Origin of the sequence: Campylobacter concisus (assembly GCF_050447485.1) — a bacterium.
In the GTDB taxonomy this organism is placed as follows: Bacteria; Campylobacterota; Campylobacteria; order Campylobacterales; family Campylobacteraceae; genus Campylobacter_A; species Campylobacter_A concisus_BQ.
Window position 1 is genome coordinate 758036 of sequence record NZ_JALMFY010000001.1, and the last position, 20773, is coordinate 778808.

Below are 20773 nucleotides of genomic sequence, written 5' to 3' on the forward strand. Positions count from 1 at the left end.
ATTTTAAAATTTGATTTTTTGCATAAAACCAAGCCAAACCACTACTCTATCCTGCCCCTTGCCAAAACTGGCACTTTCTCGCAGACCTCATCGCCGCTTACGAGATAGGCGTAATCATACAAATTTACCACCGGGCAGATGTGATTTGGATAGATACGCACGAGATCTCCCACACGCACGCTTTTTGCAAATTTCTCGCTTAAGATGATCGCATGCTCGTCAAATAGGCTATCTATCCACACCTCGTGCTCTGCGATAAGCCCCATGCCAGGCGTCGTGCAAAAGCCCTCACTGCGCCTCTCTTTGGTTAGCGCCTTTGCCCCAGCATCAAGGATCGTGCGGGTCGCAGTCGGCCTTGAGATCACGACGCTAAGCACGCTAGCGGCGTTCATATCAAAGCTACCATAAGCATTTGCCTGCGACGCATCCATAAATATATATGTGCCAGGGCGAAGCTCCGTAACGCCTTTTGGTATCTCAAAGTCGTTTATAAGTGATGGCGTCGAGCCGATGCTAACGGTGAAATTTTCATATCCAAACTCACGCGCGATATCAGCAAATTTTAGCGTCCTGTCGGTTGCCACCCTAAAAATTTGCTCGCACTCACGCTTATCTTTTGCCTTGTATGAGTGGCCATCATGCGAGAAAACGCCACAAAATTCCACGTTTTTACACTCTTTAAAAGTACTCATCAAAGCTCTAAAATCGCCCTCTTCTATGACGCCTGAGCGGTTTTCGCCAACTTCTATCTCGACAAGCAGCCTAGATATCTCGCCAGCCTCGCCAAATACCTCATCAATGAGCCTTAAAACGCCCACGCTATCGATGCCAAAGCTCACTTTAATGCCAGATCTTAAAAGAGCTATGATGCGAGCAAATTTCTGCCTTGTGACGATCTCATTTGCGATAAAAATGTCGCTTAGCCCCTCTTTTGCCATCACTTCAGCCTCGCCCACCTTAGCCACCGTGACGCCCTTTGCGCCGTGAGCCACTTGCATTTTCGCAAAGTATGGCATCTTGTGCGTTTTGGTATGTGGTCTTAAGCTTACGTTAAATTTATCAGCATATTTTTGCATTTTGTCTAAGTTTTTTAGCACTATCTCCCTGTCTATGAGCAGCGCTGGAGTGTCTATTTCAGCGATTTTCATTAGCTATCCTTTCTTTTTTCTTAGATTTTAACTCTAATTATTTAAAAAAGGATAGCTTTTAGCACTTTAAATTTTCAAAGTGTTACTTTTAGGCCTTTCTTGCGCCGATCTTTGGTGCGTCAAACGCCCTGACACGTTTTGGCGTACCCTTAAATTTCTCGACCTCGACAAGGCTCGTGTGGGCGGTGTTGCTCTGGCTCATCTTGCTTGATGGCACGTCTTTTGTGAGCACGTTTAAATTTCCGTGCAAGCAAAGGCTCTTCTCGCCTGGCACATCTGGGTCGTACCAAGCACCCTCGCTCACGATGACAACGTTTTGTGGCACGTCCTCGGTCACAAATGCACCGCACAAAATTTCGCCCCTGTCGTTGTAAATTTTCACCACGTCGCCCATTTTTATCCCTCTAGCTTCGGCTGTTTTTGGGTTTATGAGCACTGGCTCTCGCTCTGCGATCTCGTTAAAATGGCGAAGCACGGAGTTATTTAGCTGCGAGTGAAGTCTAAATTTAGAGTGTGCGCCACTGATGGCGATAGGGTATTTTTTATTTTTTGCACCCAGCCACTCAAATGGCTCAAGCCACGTCGCATGCGGTGGGCAGTCATCATAGCCAAAGCCAGCGACCGTTTCAGAGTAAATTTCTATCTTGCCAGATGGCGTTTTTAGCGGATTTGCCACTGGGTCGTCGCGGAATTTCTTATAGTTTGTAAAGTAGCGTTTTTTCTCATCGACCTTGTCAAATCTAAAATATCCCTTCTGCCAAAACTCATCAAAGCTTGGCATGCTCTCATATCCAAGCCCAGCAGCCTTTTTAACGGCATCTTCGTAAATTTCTTTGACCCACTCTAGCTCGCTTTTGCCCTCGCTAAATGCCTCTTCCCTGCCCCACTCTTTGGCGATCAGCCTTGCGATCTCGAAGTCGCTCTTGCTCTCGCCAAATGGCTTAACAAGCGGCTTAATGGCGAATAGATACTCACTAGTTGAGTTTGCCATCTCGATGTCCGTTCGCTCGCACTCAAGCGCAGCTGGCAGGACGATGTCGCTAAATTTGGCCGTGCTCGTCCAAAATGGCTCGCAAGTGATGATCGCACTAACTTTTTGCATAGCTTTTATCGCCCTGTTGGTCTCTGGGTGCCTTGTAAATGTCGAGCCGTTGGCGTTAAACATCACTCTGATCTTTGGTAGCTTGTAGCTCTTGCCATTTCTAGTTATCTCTTTGCCAGGGCTTAAAAGCGCGTCTATGAGCCTTGAGTTTGGCAGCTCATAGCCCTTAGTCTTTGGCACAAGGCCGCTATCAATAAATTTTTGTGGCACCTTCGTCTCAAAAGCCGCTAGTTTAGGCGCTATATAGCTTTCATCAGCGTTTTTGTGCATGCCGTCATTTGTGACAAAGCCACAACCCTCTTTGCCGATGTGTCCAAGCATCGCATTTAGAGTCACAAGCGCCCAGTAGGCCATCTCGCCATGATCTTGCCTTTGGATGGCATAGCCACTAACTATGACTGAGTCGTTTTTGGCTAGATCCTCGCTAAATTTCGCCAGCTCTTGCTCACTGACGCCACAAATTTTGCTTGCCCAAGCTAGGTTTTTATTGACTCCGTCTTTTGTGCCCAGCATATACTCTTTAAATTTATCAAAGCCAACAGTGTATTTTTCTATAAATTCTTTGCTGTAAAGTCCCTTTTCAAAAAGGTAGTTGCACATACCTATCATCATCGCTGTATCGGTGCAAGGCACGACTTCAAGGTACTTTGCGCCAAAATATCTTGCGCTTTCGTTGTGATAAACATCGACGCTATAAATTTTCATCTCGCCGCTTTCGCCTTTTTTTCTGATCTCATCGTAGTATTTATATGAGTTGTGAAGCGGCACGCCAATGGCGATCTTGTTTGAAACGACTGGGTTTGTGCCCCAAAATACGATCGTTTTGGCATTTTTTAAGATAGCCTCCCACTTTGTTGGCGCTAGTGTTGGGTCGATAAAGCCAGTGATATGCGGCATGATGACAGTCGCTGCGCCATATGAGTAGCCACCAAGCTCATTTACATAGCCGCCAAGCACGTTAAGTAGCCTCTTTGCGGTCTTTTGGCTGTGACCAACCTTGCCAAGGCTACCCCACTGATAAACCTGTCCGTAGATCGCTTCAGAGCCGTATTTATCAAAATTTTCTTTTAAAATTTTCGCACTTAGCTTTATCGCCTCGTCCCAGCTCACGCGCACAAACTCCTCTTTGCCACGAAGCTCTGGCTTTGGGTTGTTTGGATCAGCCAAAAAGCTCTTTCTAACAAATGGATATTTTACACGGCTTTCATTTTGGATATGATCAAGAAGTGCGTTGTTTAGCTCATTTGGGCACGCATCGCCCTCAAATGGCTCAGTCTCTACAACGCGCCCTGCGATAGTTCTTACATAAAATGGGCCAAATTTGTTTGCACTTAGGCCACTTTGCTTGTCAAAGAGCGCCTGAGCTGCTCCGTCAAGCTCCTTTGCTTGAAGGCTTGCTGCGCTTAAGGCACCAAGCTTTAAAAAGTCTCGTCTTTTCATTTTTTCTCCGATTTTGGTTAAATTTATTATTTTTGGTTGGTTTTATGAGTTATAAATTTAGTATTTTGTATCATCTTGTCATGAAAAGGCCTTGTAATGTGATACGCAAACTTGCGTCTAAATTGCGTTATTTTAGCCAAAAAATATTAAAGGATAGGCAAATGGTAGGATTTTATGTAAATGTAAAGTTAAAAGCTGGATGCGAGGCGAAATTTGAAGAAATTTTAAAAGAGATCGTGCCAGCTTCAAGAAAAGACAAAGGATGCATAAGCTACGAGTGTGGCGTGGTTGCAGGCACTAAAAGCGAATACTGCTTTATGGAGAGCTGGGAAAATTTAGAGAGCCAAAAAGAGCACATGAAGAGCGCTCACATGGTGAAAAATGCGGCTGTGCTGGAGGCTTGCAAAGAGAGCCAAGAGGTGAAAATAATAAATTTTGTAAGCGTAAAGGAATAATATTTGCTTAAAAAGGGGCAAAATTTAGAAAAATGAGCGAAGAAAAGATGCTTGAGATGATAAACGCGACTGCCGATATTATGTTTATGGCTATACTTAGAGGGCGTGTGAGCCTTGAAGCCTGCAAAAAGGACAAGGAATTTATAGACGCCCTAAGAGAAGAGCTGCTTAGCAAAAACCCAAACAAGCTCAAAGTCGCGCAAGACTCGCACCAGATGATCGCCATTTTCGAAAAATACCGCAATAAAAAATAATCCAACTTAAAATTTAAATTTATTTGCCGATATAGTGTTAAAGGATTTGACATGATAAACACGCTAAATGGACTTAATCAAAGCTTTAACTATCAAGACGCTTTTAATAAGCAGCCAACGACTATCGCAAATTTAGGCAAAGTAAAAATTTCTCCTCAGACCATGGATATCAAGCACCTATCGCTTTCTGGCTACTCGTCAAATGATAAAATTTCTATCTGGGGCAAGATGAACGGGCTTGATAGCAAGATGGGTAAAGATGAAGTTGCTAGCCTTAAAAATTTCGTTGATAGCACGAAGCTTTGGCGAGCAAGCTCCATCCTAACTAGCGAGAAAAACGGCTTTAGCGTAGATGAGTTTAACAAAGCTTACAATATATCCGCTAGTGCCACCGACGCTCTTCGCATCATGATCAATTACAATAATGGCGCACTTCATCTAAGCCGTGAAGCTAGAAATTTGCTAGATTCTGATCTAAGCATAGATGAATTTAAAGACAAATGGCTGGAATTTACCGCCGAAAGGATACTTGGCGAGCATGCAAATGTGAAAATTTCTTTTAAAGACGGGGCTTTGCAATACGAGCAAACATCGGCTAAGAAGCGCATAGATATCTTAGGTCAAGCGATGCTACAGCGTGTAAGCTACGCTGATAAAAACAGCAAAGATGAGTTTTTGAAATTTCTAAAAACAAGCTATGAAAAGGGCGAAAATATCGCTGATGTGCTGCAAAATATCGCTCTTGTGCCAGTTAGGGAAGATGGCGATGAGGATATAGAAGAAGAGAAATTTAAGCCTATGCAAGTTACCAAAAAGAGCGTGACCTACACGGACAAAGATATAAAACGTGAGTTTTTTGAGGAATTTATCAGGCGTGAGGTCGAAAATGGCGCAAGCTTTGATGATCTAGTGCAAAAGCTAAACGAGCTAAAGCCAAAGGATATACTGGCTTAGCTTTAGAGTTTAAATTTTGGGGCTGGCTTGGCGTGCTAAATTTATTTTGCTTAAATTTTTGAGGCTGGCTTAGTTCTCTAAATTTCTATTTAAATTTGAATTAAAGAGCTAGCTTAACTCCAAATTTTCTATTCAAGTTTAAATTTAAAAAGCTAGCTTGACCTCTCAATTTTCTACTTAGTCTTAAATTTAAAGAGCCAGCCAGCTGCCCTCAAAATTCTACTTCGGATTATTTATGCTTATCACCATATTTTTCTCATCAAGATATAGCCTAGCAGCCTCTTTGATATCGTCATTTGTGACCGCTTTGACCGCATCTATATACTCATCAGCCGTGTAAAGTGGCGTATTAAAAATTTTATTTGAGATGATGAGATTTTGCCAAAACTCAGGCTTTTCGTAGTCTTTTTTTATAGAAATTTCACTCTGCGCCTTAAAATCCTCCAAATGTTTTGGCAAGAGCGCGCCACTGCGCTTGATGTTAGCTATTATCTCCTTTATCTCGGCGATGATCTTGTCCGTGTTGGCAGGGTCGCAAGTAAAGCCGATCACCGCCTTTGAGTGCTCATACGGATAGCGAGCGAGCCTAGCGTTTAGGCTAAAGCCGTAAGTTTGGCCTTTGTCCTCTCTGATCTTTTCACGAAGCGCCGTTTTTAAGACTGAGCTTAGCGCTCTTAGCTTAACCACCTCTTTGAAGCTGTATTTTGTATCTAAATTTATTATATCCACGCTCACATCGCTTCTTTTTGTGCTTTGATACTCTCTTTTAAATGTGTGCTCTCCCTTGATACTTCGCACGCCGTCATCTTTAAAATTTTCAGCCTCGCCAAGCTTTGGCAAGGTGGCGATATACTTTTTAACAAGTGGCAAAAGCCTCTCCTCGTCGGTGTCGCCGATGATGACAAAGATATACGAGGCGGCATTTGTAAATTTATCATGCACGATCTTTGTAAGCTCTTTTAAATTTAAAGCGTCGATCTGAGCCATCTCAATGGGCGCTACACGCTTGTTGTTTTCGTAAAAAAACTTGCTAAATTCGGTGCTAAATTTATATTCAGGCAAATTTTGCTCTTTAGATAACTCATCTTTTGCTCTTTGTTTTATCCTCTCAAGCACGTTTGCATCGGCTCTTGGAGAGCTAAACTCTAAATTTATAACAGCTAGCAGTGAGCCAAGATCACCACTGCTTGAAGAGCCGTAAATGCCCTGTGTAAGCGCCTCTATGCTCTTTTCGTAGCTTACTATCTTGTCGTTTAGCACCTTTGAAAGCTCGTAGTTGTTAAATTTGCCAACGCCACTTTCATTTGTAAGCGCAACCGCAAAGCCGCCAAGCTTAGGATCAGCTAGATCTGAAGTGCCGCCCTTGCTAATGGCTGCAAACAAGATGCTATCTTTTTTGGTGGCTAGTGGCTTAAAAATGACTTGCGAGCCATTTGGCAGCTTATAAGTGTAGATGCCATGCTTTTGGTCAAATTCTTTAGAAAGGATATCTTTTGGCTCTAAATTTTCATTGCCAAGGCTCTTATTTAGGCTCTGGTTAGCTAAATTTGTATCGTAAGGTTCTGCCTCATCTTTTAGCTTCAAAAAGGCATCTTTGCTAAGCTTAAAGCCATCTTTACTAAAGACCCTCACGCGCTCATCAGGTATGGCTAAAATTTGCCTAAATCTCGCATTTACATCCTCTAGCGTGATCTCGTTTAAGAGCTTTAGGCTAAGGTTTTTGCTATCTTCATCGCTTAGCACAAAGCCTCCATTTTCGATCATATTTAAAATTTCACTTGCATAAACGCTTGATTTTTTAGTTTTTGAGCGTTTAAATTTAGCCTCTACATTTGCCACAAACGCCTTTTTAACATCGGCAAAATCGCCTTTATTAAAGCCAAATTTCTCAATGCCCTTTAAAACACTTAACATATCTTTAAGACTAGCGTTAAAATCATCTCCGATCACATTTGCCTCAAAGCTATAAATTTTTTGCTTTGCTTGAAGCGTTTGCGCCATAAAATCAACACTTAAATTTGATGAATTATTTGCATTTTTTTGCTCATAAAGCATATTTATAAGGCTTGCTATTAGCGCATCTTTTAAATTTCGCTTCACGTCAGCCTCACTTGAAACCGGCTTAAATTTATCAAAAAAGCTAAGTCTTACAAACTGAGCTGCCGTCTCGTTTGCGTCGTAGTTAAAGAGATTTAGCCCATCTTTAAAAGCGATGCTTTTGTCTGGATGAACGTATGAGTTGCTGTTTTTTGCTGCGCTAAAGTTTTTTTCTATCAGAGCTTTTATCTCGTTTTTATCAAAGTCGCCAACTGCCACAAAGCTCATAAATCTTGGCTGATAAAGCCTCTCGTAAAACTCTTGCATGTGCTTAGCATCCACTCTTTTTATCACGTTCATGTCGCCTATAGGCACTCTTTTTTGATAGATGCTACCTGCAAAGATGTCCTTGCTTTGGGCAAGATAGAGCCTATAAGCTGGCGTATTTCGCTGGCGCTCCTCCTCCATGACGACGCCACGCTCCTTATCAAGCTCGCCTGCATCGATCTTTACGCCATCGATCCAGTTTGAAAAGACCTTAAAAACATCCTTTAAATTTTTCTCATTTACATTTATGCTTAGCGTGTAGCTCGTCTGATCGTAGCTGGTTTGCGCGTTTAGATCAGCGCCAAATTTAACCCCAAGGCTCTCAAGCTGTTTAATGAGCTCATTTTTGCTAAAGTCACGGCTGCCATTAAACGCCATGTGCTCCAAAAAGTGCGCAAGCCCCTGCTCGCCGTCTCTCTCATCAGTCGAGCCTGAGTTTACGACTAGGTAAAAGATGGCTGTATTTTGCGGGAGTTTATTCTCTTTTATATAGTATTTTAGCCCGTTTTTTAGCTCGCCACTTAGCATATCTTTGTCATTTTGCAAGGCAAAGAGGCTAAGCGCTAGGCACAAAAGTAGCAGAATTTTTCTCATAATCCGTCCTTTAAATTTCTATGTAAAAGCGGATTTTAGTATAAATTTTAAAATGCAAGATAAAGCTAGCCTGCTAAATTTGCAGGCTAGTTGGGAGGTGTTATTTTAGTTCGTATTTTTTAAGCAGTGCGTCGTAGCTGCCGTCTTTTTTCATCTCATCTAAAATTTGATTTATCTTAGCGATAAGCTCGCTCTCTTTATTTTTGTCAAAAGCTATTGAAAAGCCCTCGCTACCATCAACCTCTTTGAAAAATGCCTCTATTTCAGGGTTTTTCTTGATAAAGCCATAGCCGATCGAGCTATCAAGGATGACTGCGTCAAATTTGCCAACTTTTAGCCCCATGATGAGTGGCACAGTATCTTCTGAAGGTACTACCTTTGCGCCATTTATCGCATTTGCAGCTAGCTCTTGGATGGTGCCTTGTTGCACGCCTACTTTTTTGCCTGCTAGCTCTTCTTTAGCCTTTAGTGCGTCGTTGCCTTTTTTCTTTAGGTAGATGTTTTCAGTTAGGTAGTATGGCTTTGTAAAGTCAATCGACTTTAGTCTATCAGGAGTCGCGCTCATCGCACTTATGATGCCATTTATCTTGCCAGCTTTAAGCGCTGGGATGAGGCCATCAAAGCTCATATTTATGATCTTGTATGAAAAGCCAGCACGCTTTGAAATTTCATCTATAAGATCGATGTCAAAGCCTGTTATTTTGTTGTTTTCATCGATATATTCAAATGGTGGGTAGTTTGCCGCTGTGCCAAATTTTAGCTCGTTTGCACAAAGAGCAACAAAAGCTGTCAGTAAAAGAGCAAAGATCTTTTTCATGTCTATCCTTTAAGGTGATTTAATGCCCTAATTATCGGCATTTATCTATTAAAATTTGTTTAAATTTAGCGTAATAACAGAAATTTATATAAGCTTGTAAAGCGTATAGACAAGTGCGCTAAAAGAGGTCAGGCAAATTTTAAAACGAGTAATTTCGGCTCTAAAATTGTAAGCGAAGCCAAATTTTAGTAGTCAATTCTTGTGAGTGAATGAGATTTTAAAATTTGTAAAGATTAAAACCCCAATCCAGCTTAAACCAGATTGGAGTTTATTAAATTCAGTAGTTTGCATTAAACAAATTTAAGTTTGTATATTAAGAAGCTAAAACCTCTTCTTCCTAACCTCTTCAACAATAGCTTTAGCCATCTCATCTACTTCAGATGTTACTTCATTTGCTTCATTAGCAATTACAACGTTTTCTTTTGTTAGGTGATCTATTTGAGCAACTGATTCATTTATCATATTTATGCCTTCGCTTTGCTCTCTTATAGATTCACTCATCTCATTTATTGATTGAGCTAATACATTTGTATTTGCTTCTATCTCACCTAGAGATTTTTGAGTACGTTCAGCTAGTTTTCTAACTTCATCAGCCACGACGGCAAATCCTCTGCCATGTTCTCCAGCTCTAGCTGCTTCTATTGCAGCATTAAGAGCTAGAAGGTTTGTTTGATCTGCTATATCTCTAATGATAGTTATGATGTTTTTAATTTCATCACTTTGTCTTATAACATCAGCTGTCTTTTGAGAGATGGCATTCATTGAGCTACTCATTTGCTCAACTGCTGCTGCGCTTTCTTGTAAGCTATTTGCTTGAGTATTTGCTGAGCTTGCTACTTTTGATACTGAGCTAGCTAGTAGTTTTGCTTTTTCTTCTAGGGTTTGGGCTTTAGCTAGGTTGTCACTTAACATTTTAGATATCTCAATACCTAGTGAGTTTATACCACTTGCTATCTTACCATCATCATCAAGTCTTTTTGTAAAGTCTTGGTTTTTATAGGTGTTTAGTAGATCAAGTACATCTTTGCCATTACTTGAGATTGCATTTTTAAGAGCAAGTTGTAGATCTTTAAATGTGCTTTTTAGTTGATTTAGAGCTGGGTTATTAGTGTCAGCTTCTAAGCTTGCTTCATAGTTGCCATCTTTTATCTCATTTACAAAGGTGTTGGCTTTTTGGATGAAGATACTTTGATCTTTCATGCCATCTTCAATGGCCTTTGTGTTTTTGTTTATTAACTCTGCCATTTGACCAAATTCATCTTTAGATGTTATCTCTATAGGCTGGGCTTTGTTTGTCTTGTGATTTAGTAGATCAAAGAAAGATAGCAAGCCTGTTTTTAGTTTGAGGATGATTTTTAGGAGGTAAGAAGATAGGTAAAGTGAGAGCAATAGTCCTAAAATAAGCACTACCACAAGCACTCCGACAGATGCATAAGCAAGTGAGTTTAGATCCTCTAAAAGCTCATCTTTGTCAAGTTCGCCGATAAGATACCAGCCCATACTTTTGATATATTTTGAGCCGATCAATAAATTTCTGCCATCTTTATCTAGCGATATGTAGCTGCCATTTTCGTTGATTAGCTTTTTAAGGTTTGCATCGCCTACTATATCTTTTAGATTGCCGCTTACGTCTTTGCCGATCTTGATGTCGCCTTTTTCATCGACTAGTAGAAATTTACCGCCACGACCTATCTTTTGTGATTGGACAAAATTTACTATCTCGCTTAAATTTACGCCAGTCGCTGCGATACCATAAAATTTATCATCTTTTTGAACTTTGTAGTTTATATACATCATTATCTTGCCGCTGCCGTCTTCAGCCTTGTTGATGTCGATTAGGCTTAGGCTGCTGCCATCTTTTAAGGCGTAGTACCATTTGTCATTTTCCGGGTTAATGACCTTTAAAATTTTATCTTCGACGTAGTAGTTTAGGGTTCTATCTGAGCCAAACATTATCGTATCTAGCTTTAAATTTTTAGCAAGAGTTTGAAAATAGTCAAACAAGACCTTTCTGCCGTGCTCGTCCTCGCCATTTTTGACCCAGTCTATTAAAAAGCTATTTTGAGTTATTTGATAAGAAGCGTCGATTATCTTATCGATGTAAGATTCTATTTTATAACCAACTTCATTGACAGCAAGTGGGAATTCTTTACTTTCGACCCTGTCGGTATATAAATTTTTAGCCATGTTATAGGTCACAAGACCAACCACACTAACACAAACCAAAAGCATGACACTTAGCACAAGTGCCGTTCTCATCCTGAGTGATTTCATTACATTCTCCTTAAATCAAATTGACAATTTTATTACAATATATTTAAATAATATTAAATTTTATAAATTAGAAATTTGTGAGATTTTTTGCAAGAAGCATCTTGCCTCTTGCAAATTTATATTAGGATTTATTTTTTAAGGTCGTATTTAGCGAGCATTTTGTCAAATTCGCCAGATTTTTGTAGCTCTTCGATCGCAGCATCTATCTTTTTGATAAGATCAGTATGTTTACCCTTATCAAATGCCATCGCAAAGCCCTCTGTGCCGTCAGGAAGTCTTAAAAACTCCTCTAAGTCTGGATTTTGTTTCAAAAACTCAACACCTATCGGGCTATCAGTAAGCACAACATCGATCTTACCGGCATTTAGTGACATTATAGCTGCCGCTACATTTTCTGCTGGGATTGACTGAGTTGTGATATTTTTAGCTGCCTCTTCTTGAAGCGTGCCAACTTGAGCTGAAATTTTCTTATCTTTAAGATTGTCTTTATTTACGTCTGAGCCTTTTCTGCGGATAAATAAATTCTCTGAAAAATAATATGGCTTAGTAAAATCAATAGACTTTCTTCTCTCGTCAGTCGCGCTCATACCGCTTATCGCGATATCTATCTTGCCAGTTTTTAAAGCTGGTATTAGCCCATCAAAACTCATATTTGCAACGTCAAATTTGATCCCAGTTTTTTTAGTGATCTCATTTAGAAGATCGATCTCAAAACCAACGATTTGATTTTTATCATCAAGATACTCAAACGGAGGGTAATCAGCGCTTGAACCTACCTTATAAACTACCTCTTTGCTAGCTTCTGGCGCATTTGCAGTGGCTTTTTTGCCACTATCGTCACCACAACCTATAAAAAACATAACTAACCCTAACGCTAGAACTTTTAATAAATTTTTCATTTTTCTCCTTATTAGTGATTTAAAATTTTACCTAAAAACTCTCGCAGACGCTCGTGCTGCGGATTTGTGAAGACATTTTTTGGTGTGTCATCAACTGCTATCTTGCCTTTGTCCATAAAGAAAATTCTATTTGCCACATTTCTTGCAAAGCCCATCTCATGAGTCACCACAAGCATCGTTATGCCCTTGGCTGCGACATCTTTCATGATATCAAGCACCTCGCCGATCATCTCAGGATCTAGCGCGCTTGTTGGCTCGTCAAATAGTATCACCTCTGGATCCATAGCTAAGCTTCTAGCGATTGCTATACGCTGCTTTTGACCGCCTGAGAGCTTGTGCGGATAGGCAAATTTCTTATCGCTTAGCCCAACGCTCTTTAGCAGCTCATCTGCCCTCCTCTCGGCACTCTCTTTGTCTAAGATCCCAGCTTTTATCGGAGCTAGGGTCAAATTTTGCAAGACATTTTTATTTGCAAAAAGGTTAAAGTGCTGAAAAACCATACTCACTTTTTGGCGAATTTTATTTATGTCTGATTTTTTATTGAGGATATCTTCGCCGTTTATCTTGATATGTCCACTATCTGGCTCTTCAAGGCGGTTTATGCAACGCAAAAATGTACTTTTTCCACCGCCACTTGGACCAATTATCGCTATGACTTCACCTTTTTTGATATCCACGCTGATGTCATTTAAAACACGCAAATCGCCATAGCTTTTGTTTAAATTTTTAATCTCAATCATGGCGATTTAGTCTCCTCTCAAGTAGTTTCACCAAAAGGGTGAAAAATTTAACGCTCACGTAATATACAATGCCCGTAAAAATAACTGGCTCTGGGCTGTAAAAGACCGCTTGAAGGCTCTTACTTTGCATCGTGATATCAACGACGCTTATGTAGCCAACAACCGAGGTCTCTTTAAAAAGTGAGATAAATTCATTAGCAAGCGCTGGCAAGATATTTTTAGTAGCTTGTGGGAAGACTATCTCACGCATCGAAACGTAGTAGTTTAGCCCCATCGCCCTAGCTGCCTCCATCTGACCTTTATCGACGCTGTTTATGCCGCTTCTTACGATCTCAGCGACGTAAGCCGAGCTATTTAGTCCAAGTGCGATCACGGCGACATAGAAGTTGTCACTCCAAGTGGCAAAAATCACCACAGAAAATATTAGAAGTTGAAGTATTACAGGCGTTCCACGCAAGATGTCGATATACTCATCTATGACGAAATTTAAGACCTTGATATCTAAAAATTTAATAAAAGCTAAAATAAATCCAAGTGTGATGCCTATAGCGATACCACCTATCGTAAGGCCAAGTGTTACTCCGTAACTTTTGATATATGCGATCTCTTGCGCCTCACTAAGATCTCTTGGATAGAAAAAGTATGTTCCAAGTGAGACGATTATTATAAAAAATAGAAATTTGGCTAAATTTTGAGCGTTCAACTTCGTCCTTTCTTTAAAATGTAGCCTTAAATGATACGAAAAAAAATATATCATTTTGCTTAAAATTTTTTAAGGAATAAGCCAGCTCATTGAAATTTAAATGAATTTATAATAACATAAGCGTTTTATTTTATTTGAAAGGAATTTTATGAGCTTTGGGTCTTATTTAGCCATCGCCATCTATTTTGGTTTCTTGCTCTTTATCGGACGATATTTCTACGATAAAAACGCAAGTATGAACGAGTATCTACTGGATAACCGCCAAATGGGTCCAGTCGTCACCGCACTTAGTGCTGGCGCTTCTGATATGAGTGGTTGGATGCTACTTGGCGTGCCCGGGGCCTTATACGCAACTGGCGTTGCAAATGTCTGGATGATAGCTGGTCTTATCGTGGGAGCTTACTGCAACTACTTATTTCTAGCAAAAAGACTTAGGGTCTATACTGAGGTTGCAAGCGACAGCATCACGATACCTGATTTTTTAGAAAACCGCTTTAAAGATAGGACGAAAATTTTAAGGATCATCTCAGGTCTTATCATCTTGATATTTTTCACACTTTATGTAAGTAGTGGCATCATCGCTGGTGGCAAGACTTTTGAGAGCTTTTTTGGCTTAAAATTTGCATACGGAGCGGTCTTTACGCTCATAATCGTAGTCTTTTACACATTTTTTGGCGGATTTAAGGCTGTTAGCATAACTGACGCATTTCAGGGGCTTTTGATGTTTTGCGTCCTAGTTTCGATCCCAGTCGTGGCATATCTAAATTTAGACCTGCCAAGCGATACAAATTTGATAAAAGAGATAAGCAGGCTTGATGCAAATCACCTAAATCCATTTAGAGACCAGACTTTTTGGGGCATTTTGGGCCTTCTAGCTTGGGGCTTTGGTTACTTTGGACAGCCACATATCATCGTTAGATTTATGGCGATACGCGACTCAAAAGAGCTTGCAAAGGCAAGAAGGATCGGCATCGGCTGGATGACGATCGGCCTATTTGGTGCTATCATGAGCGGACTTATCGGCTTTGTCTATTTTAGCCAAAGAGGCGGACTAAGCGATCCTGAGACAGTGTTTTTAAAACTTGGTGAGCTACTTTTCCCACCATTTTTTATAGGCATTATCATCTCAGCCGTGCTTTCAGCGATCATGAGTACCATCTCAAGTCAGCTCTTAGTCACTTCAAGCTCGGTCACAAAGGACTTTATCTTTGCCTTTTATAAAAAAGAGGTGAGCCAAAGCACACAAACAGCGATCAGCCGCTACGCGGTCGTGGTCGTAGCGCTAATTGCCACAGTGCTTGCCTTTATCTCGACAGATAACGTTCTAAACGTCGTTGGCAACGCTTGGGCTGGATTTGGCGCGAGCTTTGGTCCGGTGCTGCTTTTTAGCCTTTACTGGAAACGTATGAGCGCACTTGGAGCGCTTGCTGGCATGATAGCTGGCGGTGCGACCGTAATATTTTGGATAACATCAGGACTAAATGCCTATGTTTATGAAATTTTACCTGGCATTTTAACCTCAAGCCTAGCCATCATCATGGTCAGTATCTGGGGCGACGCGATAAATAAAATGACTAGCGAGCCACACGAGCAAGTGATAAAAGATGAATTTGAAAAGATGAAGACAAGGCTTTAAATTTAAGCAAGGTGGCTAGCTTTAGCCACCATCAAATTAATTTTAAATTTCAAACTTCTTAAAACTAACCCTTGGATTTATAGTTAGCTTATCATGCGAGATAAACTCTTTTTTTAGGTATTTTTCTCGACCAGCTCTTGCTATCATCAGCGCGTTATCAGAGCAAAACGCAAGTGGGGCTAGCAAAAGTTCACACTCATTTTTTTGGCAAAGAGTTTCAAGCCTTTTGCGTAAATTTAAATTTGCACTAGCTCCGCCAACCACGCCAAATCGCTTGAAATTTCTTAGTTTAAAAACCTTTTCAAGCTTATTTAAGATGTGTTCGCAGGCTGTGTTTTCAAAGGCATAGCAGATGTCGGCGATATCTTTTTGCGTGATGGTTTCAAGCTTTGAAATTTCAACTCTGACTTGGTTTTTAAGCCCTGAAAAGCTGTACTCAAGGCGTTTATCGTGAAGAAGTGGGACGGTAAATTTAAACCTCTCTTTATCCTCGCATAAAAGTGCGTTTTGCTGCACCACAGCACCCCCTGGATAGCCAAGATCAAGCATCTTTGCCACCTTGTCAAAGCTCTCGCCAAAGCTATCATCGCTTGTGCTTGCAAGCTCTAAAATTTCGCCATTTTCGTCAATCTCAAGAATCATCGTATGTCCACCACTAACTAGCAAAACGCCAAGCGGAAATGTGGCTTCGCGATCTAAAAATAGCGAGTAGATGTGGCCAACTAGGTGATTTACAGCAATTAGCGGTATATTTAGGGCGATGCTTAGCGCTTTTGCCATGCTCACACCACCTATTAGGCTCACGCTTAGCCCTGGCTCGTTTGTCACAGCGATCGCTTTTATATCTTTTAAATTTGGCAATATATCATTTAAAAGTGCTGGTAGCGCCTTTGTGTGAAGCCTAGCTGCAAGCTCTGGGACCACGCCACCAAAGATAGCATGCTCCTCTTCTTGCGATATCTTTTTATAATAAATTTGCTCTAGCGTGCCTTCATTTATGAGCGCAACAGAGCTGTCATCGCAGCTGCTTTCTATGCCAAGTATCATCTAAACTCCGCTAGTATCATGCCAGCAAATTTCTCTTTGCCATTTTCGCTTTTGTAAAACTCAACTCGGTAAATTTTGCCATCTTTATCTATGCTATAGCTTTTGTTTAGGCTGTTTTTATCGACCTCTTGCTCGCTCTCATCAACGCTTTTAGTGCCATATCCTATAACATTTACGCGCACGTTTTTGAGCGCTTTTATCTTAAAGCTCTTCTTGACGCTAAATTTGTCGCCACTTTTTAGCACCTGCTCGTTTCCATCGCTCAAAAGAGAAATTTTATCAAGCGGCTTTGCAAACTCGAAGTATTGCGGTTTTAACCTTGTAACAGAGCGGTTGCCATACTGCACTTTGTAAGTGTCATTCTCTTTTATGACGGCGATTAGCGGATTTGGCGAGTGGTAGTTTAGCTCGCCCTTTTTAAATGGCACGAAGCTTATCACTGGTTTTAAATTTTTAAGGCTAAGAGCGTAGCTGTCAAATAGCTCAAGTCTGATCTCCTTTTCGATCGCCTTTTTCACGCTTTTGACATCGAGATTAAATGGTCTAGTAAAGCTAATGCCAGCCTTTTTCATATACTCCTCGATCGCTACAAGGTGATAATATGTCCTTTGCTCGGCATTTAAATTTTTACTAGCTTCGTTTGCAAAGGCAGACTTGTTTTGCGTGATAGCGTAGTAGGTGAGGCTTTTTAACATCTCTTTATCGCCCATCGCGGTGTGCGTATTTTTGACGTGATACTGATGTTTTGGGTCTATGAGGTGCTTATTTAGCACGTCTTTTACGCTTGATGCGATGCTTTCAAGCTCTGGGTACTTTGAGCCTGGCAGCGTGCTTTGGTCGATTATGCAAGTGTTGCCCCATTTGTCTGGATTTTCGTCCTTGCTTATAAATTTATCTCTATAATATCCGCTGCCATCGTGTAAATTTAAGATGAGAGTGACGTTTTTGTCGGTGATGACGTCTTTTATCTTCATTACTGAGTTGTAGTCTGGATCGTCCTTTTCGACGTGGGCGAATTTTCTATTCATATCGCCCTTTGTGCCGCGACTTCGCTCGATGATACTTGGGAAATTTAAATTTGGCACGACCCAAAGCGAGCCTTTTGTGATGTTGTAGTCAGTCGCCACGATAGAGGCCGCCAAAAAACCGCCTGGCTCGTCGCCTTGTATGCCACCGATTAAGAGCATAGTATTGCTACTTGGCTCACCTTTTTTGATAAGTGCATAGTCCAGTGCGCTTGCATTTGCAAGGCTTGCAGCCGCAAGAGCTGCTAAAAAAAGTCTAAATTTACGCATTAATATCCTTCGTAATGCTTTGTTTTTGGTAAAAGCAAATTTAAAACTATACCAGTAACCGCGCCAAGTCCGATACCTGAAAATTTAACCGCACCAAGATCAAGCACCATGCCGCCGATGGCAAAGATGAAGATGAGGGCTACGATTATCATATTTCTAGGATCGGCAAGATCGACTCTGTTTTTTATAAGTGTCTCCATGCCAACGCTTGCGATGATGCCAAAAAGTAGCAGCATGATACCGCCGATGACTGGAGCTGGGATGGTCGAGAGCACCGCGCCAAGCTTGCCAACGAAGGCTAGCACGATAGCAGTGATCGCCGCAAAGGTCATGATCGCTGGATTATACGCTTTTGTAAGGCTAACTGCGCCTGTGACCTCTGAGTAGGTGGTGTTTGGCGGACCACCAAAGGCAGCAGCTAGCGAGGTGGCTAGGCCGTCACCTAAAAGGGTATTTTTAAGCCCTGGATTTTTCAAAAAATCCTCTTTTGTGACGTTTGAGATAGCGAGCATATCGCCGATGTGCTCGATCGCTGGGGCGATGGCGATAGGTATCATGTAGATGATCGCTTCGAGTTCAAATTTTGGTGCGCTAAAGCTTGGCACTCTAAACCAAGGGGCGCTTGCAATGGCGCTAAAATCAACCATGCCAAAGCAGTAAGCCACGATGTAGCCGGTGATGATGCCAAGTAAGATCGGTATGAGCCTAAACATCCCCCGTCCTAGCATCATAACAACGATAGTGGCTATAAGCGATGTGGCTGCTACGATCATCGCTACGTTTTGAGTGTAAGTCTCAGTAGCTGAAGTAGCCATTTTGACGGCATTTGGAGCTAGTATCAGACCTATGGTCATGATGACAGGACCAACGACAACTGGAGGCAAAATTTTATGCAAAATTTTCTCTCCGCCAAAGCGAACCACAAGACTTAGCGCGACGTAGAAAAATCCAGCAAATATAACGCCGCCCATAGTCACTGGTATGCCCCATTTTTCGATGCCATACTGAAGCGGAGCGATGAAGGCAAACGAGCTTGCTAGAAAGATCGGTGGGACGTTTTTTCTAGTTATTAGCTGAAAAAGTAACGTGCCAAGGCCAGCCGTAAAGAGCGCGACGTTTGCATCAAGCCCCGTAAGGATAGGCACGAGCACGAGCGCGCCAAAGGCGACAAATAAAAACTGCACACCAATCAAGCTTTGCCTAAGATCAAATTTATACCCCTCATACCTTTGCATTTAGCATCCTTTTTGCGTATTCTCTAACCTCTTTATCAACTTCATAAATTTCATATACGCTTGAAATTTTAAGACTCTTAAATTTTTTAACTGAGCCTAAAATGAGCCTTGATATATCCAAAAATGAGCACTTTTTCTCTAAAAAGCTAAACACTCCAACCTCGTTTGCAGCGTTTATGACGACACCTAGATCAGGACTAGCTAAGACTTCGTCTTTTAGTGAAAAGACTGGATATTTTTTATGGCTGATCTTGTGAAATTTGATATTTTTAAGATCAAGTAAATTTGCGTGAGAGACGATATTTTGCTCAACTTTTTCAAAGATAGCATGCGCGATAGCTAGCTTCATATCTGTGCGCGAGAGATGCATCGTGCTTGAGCCATCGATAAACTCTACTACGGCGTGGATGGCTGAGGTTGGCTCTATCACGGCCTCGATATCTTTTATGCCATAAAGCCAGTAGGCCTCCATCACCTCAAAAAGCTTGTTTGTCATAGTCGCGCTATCAATGGTGATCTTTGCGCCCATATCCCAGTTTGGATGTTTTAGAGCGTCGCTTGGCGTGGCATCTTTTAGAAATTTAATCGGCTTTTTATAAAATGCCCCGCCGCTTGCTGTGATGATGAGCTTTTTGGCTGGAGTTTTGTTTTCTAGTAGAAATTTAAGCCCAAAATGCTCGCTGTCTATTGGCAAAATTTCTCTTGTTGTTAAAAACTTGCCACCAACTACAAGGCTCTCCTTGTTTGCAAGTGCCAGCCTTTTGCCAAGCGCTTGTGTCTTTAGACTAGGAGCAAGCCCAGCAAAGCCCACAAGGGCATTTATCACCTTTTTTGAGCTTGAAATTTCAAGCATTTCTAGCAGTCCAGCCTCTCCAAAAAAGATCTTTTTGGCCTCAATATTTTTTACATTTTTAGCTAGCTTTTTATCGCCCACACAGACAAATTTTGGCTTAAATTTTAAAATTTGCTCGTTTAGAAGATCAACATTTTTAGCGCAGCTTAGCGCCTCGACGCTAATGTCAAATTTCTCGCAGAGCGCTAGAGTATTTTTGCCGATCGAGCCAGTTGAGCCAAGTATTACCACGATAGCGACCAAAGTAGCGCAACAACGCCAAATAAATAGCCATCTATCCTATCAAGCATACCGCCGTGTCCTGGAAACAGCGAGCCACTGTCTTTGACGCCACAAAGTCTCTTTAGATAGCTCTCAAAGAGATCTCCCCAGACCGCAAAGACGCAGACTAAAAAGCTTGAAAATAGAATTTGAAAAAAACCATCTGTTACGAAATTTCCAACTACGCAGCCAACTATGGTGCCTACTACCACGCCGCCAACTGCGCCCTCGATAGTCTTGTTTGGTGAGCTTGGGCTAAATGGATGCTTGCCAAACATCTTACCAACGAAAAATGCGCCACTATCGCTCGCAACTACGCTTAAGATAAGCCACGCAAGATAGCCCATGCCATACTCCGAGTAGAGCATCCACATCATAAAGATAGGAGTTGTCGGATAGACAAAAGGGGCGACTCGCTTTAAATTTTCGCTTTTTATGTGCGCAAGGATAGATGCCACTAGCATGATCGCAAGGATCGCGATGAAGATCGGATTTGTAAAATATGTAAGCACGTAAAATGCGAGCGCTGCATAAACTAGCTGTTTGTGATCGATGCCATAAAGCTTGAGCGACTCATTAAAGGCAAAGTAAAGCACAGCGCCAAGCAAAATAAAATTTAAAATATAATTATCTATAAAAAAAACTACCAAAATAGCAACAAACATCAAAACGCCAGTGATAATGCGTGAAGACATACACTCT

The 20773-nt window shown here is 41.3% G+C and carries 17 protein-coding genes and 1 pseudogene; 4 read left to right on the forward strand and 14 right to left on the reverse strand.

All coding sequences use genetic code 11. The features are described 5' to 3' along the window. Window positions 1–41: 41 nt before the first annotated feature. Both MTT29_RS03890 and MTT29_RS03895 read right to left on the reverse strand, forming a co-directional pair. Entirely contained in the window at window positions 42–1148 is a 1107-nt protein-coding gene (locus MTT29_RS03890) for a D-TA family PLP-dependent enzyme (protein ID WP_429799813.1), read from the reverse strand. A gap of 88 nt (window positions 1149–1236) precedes the next feature. Beyond that, window positions 1237–3690, reverse strand: a complete 2454-nt coding sequence (locus MTT29_RS03895; RefSeq protein WP_429799814.1) for a molybdopterin-dependent oxidoreductase — start codon at window positions 3688–3690, stop codon at window positions 1237–1239. 161 nt (window positions 3691–3851) lie between these two features. Between MTT29_RS03895 and MTT29_RS03900 the strand changes: the two genes are divergently transcribed. Genes MTT29_RS03900 through MTT29_RS03910 form a run of 3 tightly spaced genes read left to right on the forward strand, consistent with a single transcriptional unit; the run spans window position 3852 to window position 5353 of the window. Continuing rightward, window positions 3852–4145, forward strand: a complete 294-nt coding sequence (locus MTT29_RS03900) for a putative quinol monooxygenase (protein ID WP_429799815.1) — start codon at window positions 3852–3854, stop codon at window positions 4143–4145. A 32-nt stretch (window positions 4146–4177) separates the two neighbouring features. Further along, window positions 4178–4399: a hypothetical protein gene (locus MTT29_RS03905; RefSeq protein WP_002941152.1), complete on the forward strand. Its 222-nt coding sequence runs from the start codon at window positions 4178–4180 to the stop codon at window positions 4397–4399. Between the two features lie 51 nt (window positions 4400–4450). After that, entirely contained in the window at window positions 4451–5353 is a 903-nt protein-coding gene (locus MTT29_RS03910; RefSeq protein WP_429799816.1) for a hypothetical protein, read from the forward strand. 219 nt (window positions 5354–5572) lie between these two features. On the opposite strand, the gene MTT29_RS03915 is transcribed toward MTT29_RS03910, so the two are convergent. The 7 genes and pseudogenes from MTT29_RS03915 to MTT29_RS03945 form a co-directional block, all read right to left on the reverse strand. Beyond that, entirely contained in the window at window positions 5573–8311 is a 2739-nt protein-coding gene (locus MTT29_RS03915; protein ID WP_429799817.1) for a M16 family metallopeptidase, read from the reverse strand. Between the two features lie 100 nt (window positions 8312–8411). Further along, the gene (locus tag MTT29_RS03920) at window positions 8412–9128 is read right to left on the reverse strand and encodes a basic amino acid ABC transporter substrate-binding protein (RefSeq protein WP_087583725.1); all 717 of its coding nucleotides are present in this window, start codon (window positions 9126–9128) and stop codon (window positions 8412–8414) included. Window positions 9129–9449: 321 nt separating this feature from the next. Next, the gene (locus MTT29_RS03925) at window positions 9450–10628 is read right to left on the reverse strand and encodes a methyl-accepting chemotaxis protein (RefSeq protein ID WP_429800455.1); all 1179 of its coding nucleotides are present in this window, start codon (window positions 10626–10628) and stop codon (window positions 9450–9452) included. Further along, window positions 10620–11402: pseudogene (locus MTT29_RS03930) on the reverse strand (cache domain-containing protein); the annotation flags it as partial. The pseudogene MTT29_RS03930 and the gene MTT29_RS03925, both read right to left, overlap by 9 nt. A 128-nt stretch (window positions 11403–11530) precedes the next feature. After that, a complete protein-coding gene (locus tag MTT29_RS03935; RefSeq protein ID WP_429799818.1) occupies window positions 11531–12301 on the reverse strand; it encodes a basic amino acid ABC transporter substrate-binding protein in 771 nt (256 codons plus the stop codon). 11 nt (window positions 12302–12312) lie between these two features. Beyond that, window positions 12313–13041, reverse strand: coding sequence for an amino acid ABC transporter ATP-binding protein (locus MTT29_RS03940; protein WP_103558564.1), 729 nt, complete (start codon window positions 13039–13041; stop codon window positions 12313–12315). Beyond that, window positions 13034–13744 (reverse strand): amino acid ABC transporter permease, encoded by a 711-nt coding sequence (locus MTT29_RS03945; RefSeq protein ID WP_012140157.1) that lies wholly within the window; start codon window positions 13742–13744, stop codon window positions 13034–13036. Before MTT29_RS03945 ends, MTT29_RS03940 begins: the two co-directional genes overlap by 8 nt. A 148-nt stretch (window positions 13745–13892) precedes the next feature. On the opposite strand from MTT29_RS03945, the gene putP reads away from it, so the two are divergent. Then, complete coding sequence (putP, locus tag MTT29_RS03950) at window positions 13893–15380, forward strand: sodium/proline symporter PutP (protein WP_148804091.1); 1488 nt, start codon at window positions 13893–13895, stop codon at window positions 15378–15380. Between the two features lie 42 nt (window positions 15381–15422). On the opposite strand, the gene tsaD is transcribed toward putP, so the two are convergent. Genes tsaD through MTT29_RS03975 form a run of 5 tightly spaced genes read right to left on the reverse strand, consistent with a single transcriptional unit; the run spans window position 15423 to window position 20766 of the window. Beyond that, the gene (gene tsaD, locus MTT29_RS03955) at window positions 15423–16427 is read right to left on the reverse strand and encodes a tRNA (adenosine(37)-N6)-threonylcarbamoyltransferase complex transferase subunit TsaD (protein ID WP_429799819.1); all 1005 of its coding nucleotides are present in this window, start codon (window positions 16425–16427) and stop codon (window positions 15423–15425) included. Next, on the reverse strand, window positions 16424–17722 hold the full coding sequence (locus MTT29_RS03960; RefSeq protein ID WP_429799820.1) for a M99 family carboxypeptidase catalytic domain-containing protein: 1299 nt from the start codon (window positions 17720–17722) through the stop codon (window positions 16424–16426). Before MTT29_RS03960 ends, tsaD begins: the two co-directional genes overlap by 4 nt. After that, window positions 17722–18957, reverse strand: coding sequence for a uracil-xanthine permease family protein (locus MTT29_RS03965; RefSeq protein WP_429799821.1), 1236 nt, complete (start codon window positions 18955–18957; stop codon window positions 17722–17724). The genes MTT29_RS03960 and MTT29_RS03965 overlap by 1 nt, the downstream gene beginning before the upstream one ends. Continuing rightward, a complete protein-coding gene (gene dxr, locus MTT29_RS03970; protein ID WP_429799822.1) occupies window positions 18944–20053 on the reverse strand; it encodes a 1-deoxy-D-xylulose-5-phosphate reductoisomerase in 1110 nt (369 codons plus the stop codon). The genes MTT29_RS03965 and dxr overlap by 14 nt, the downstream gene beginning before the upstream one ends. After that, complete coding sequence (locus MTT29_RS03975) at window positions 20035–20766, reverse strand: phosphatidate cytidylyltransferase (protein ID WP_107714995.1); 732 nt, start codon at window positions 20764–20766, stop codon at window positions 20035–20037. The genes dxr and MTT29_RS03975 overlap by 19 nt, the downstream gene beginning before the upstream one ends. Window positions 20767–20773: the final 7 nt, after the last annotated feature.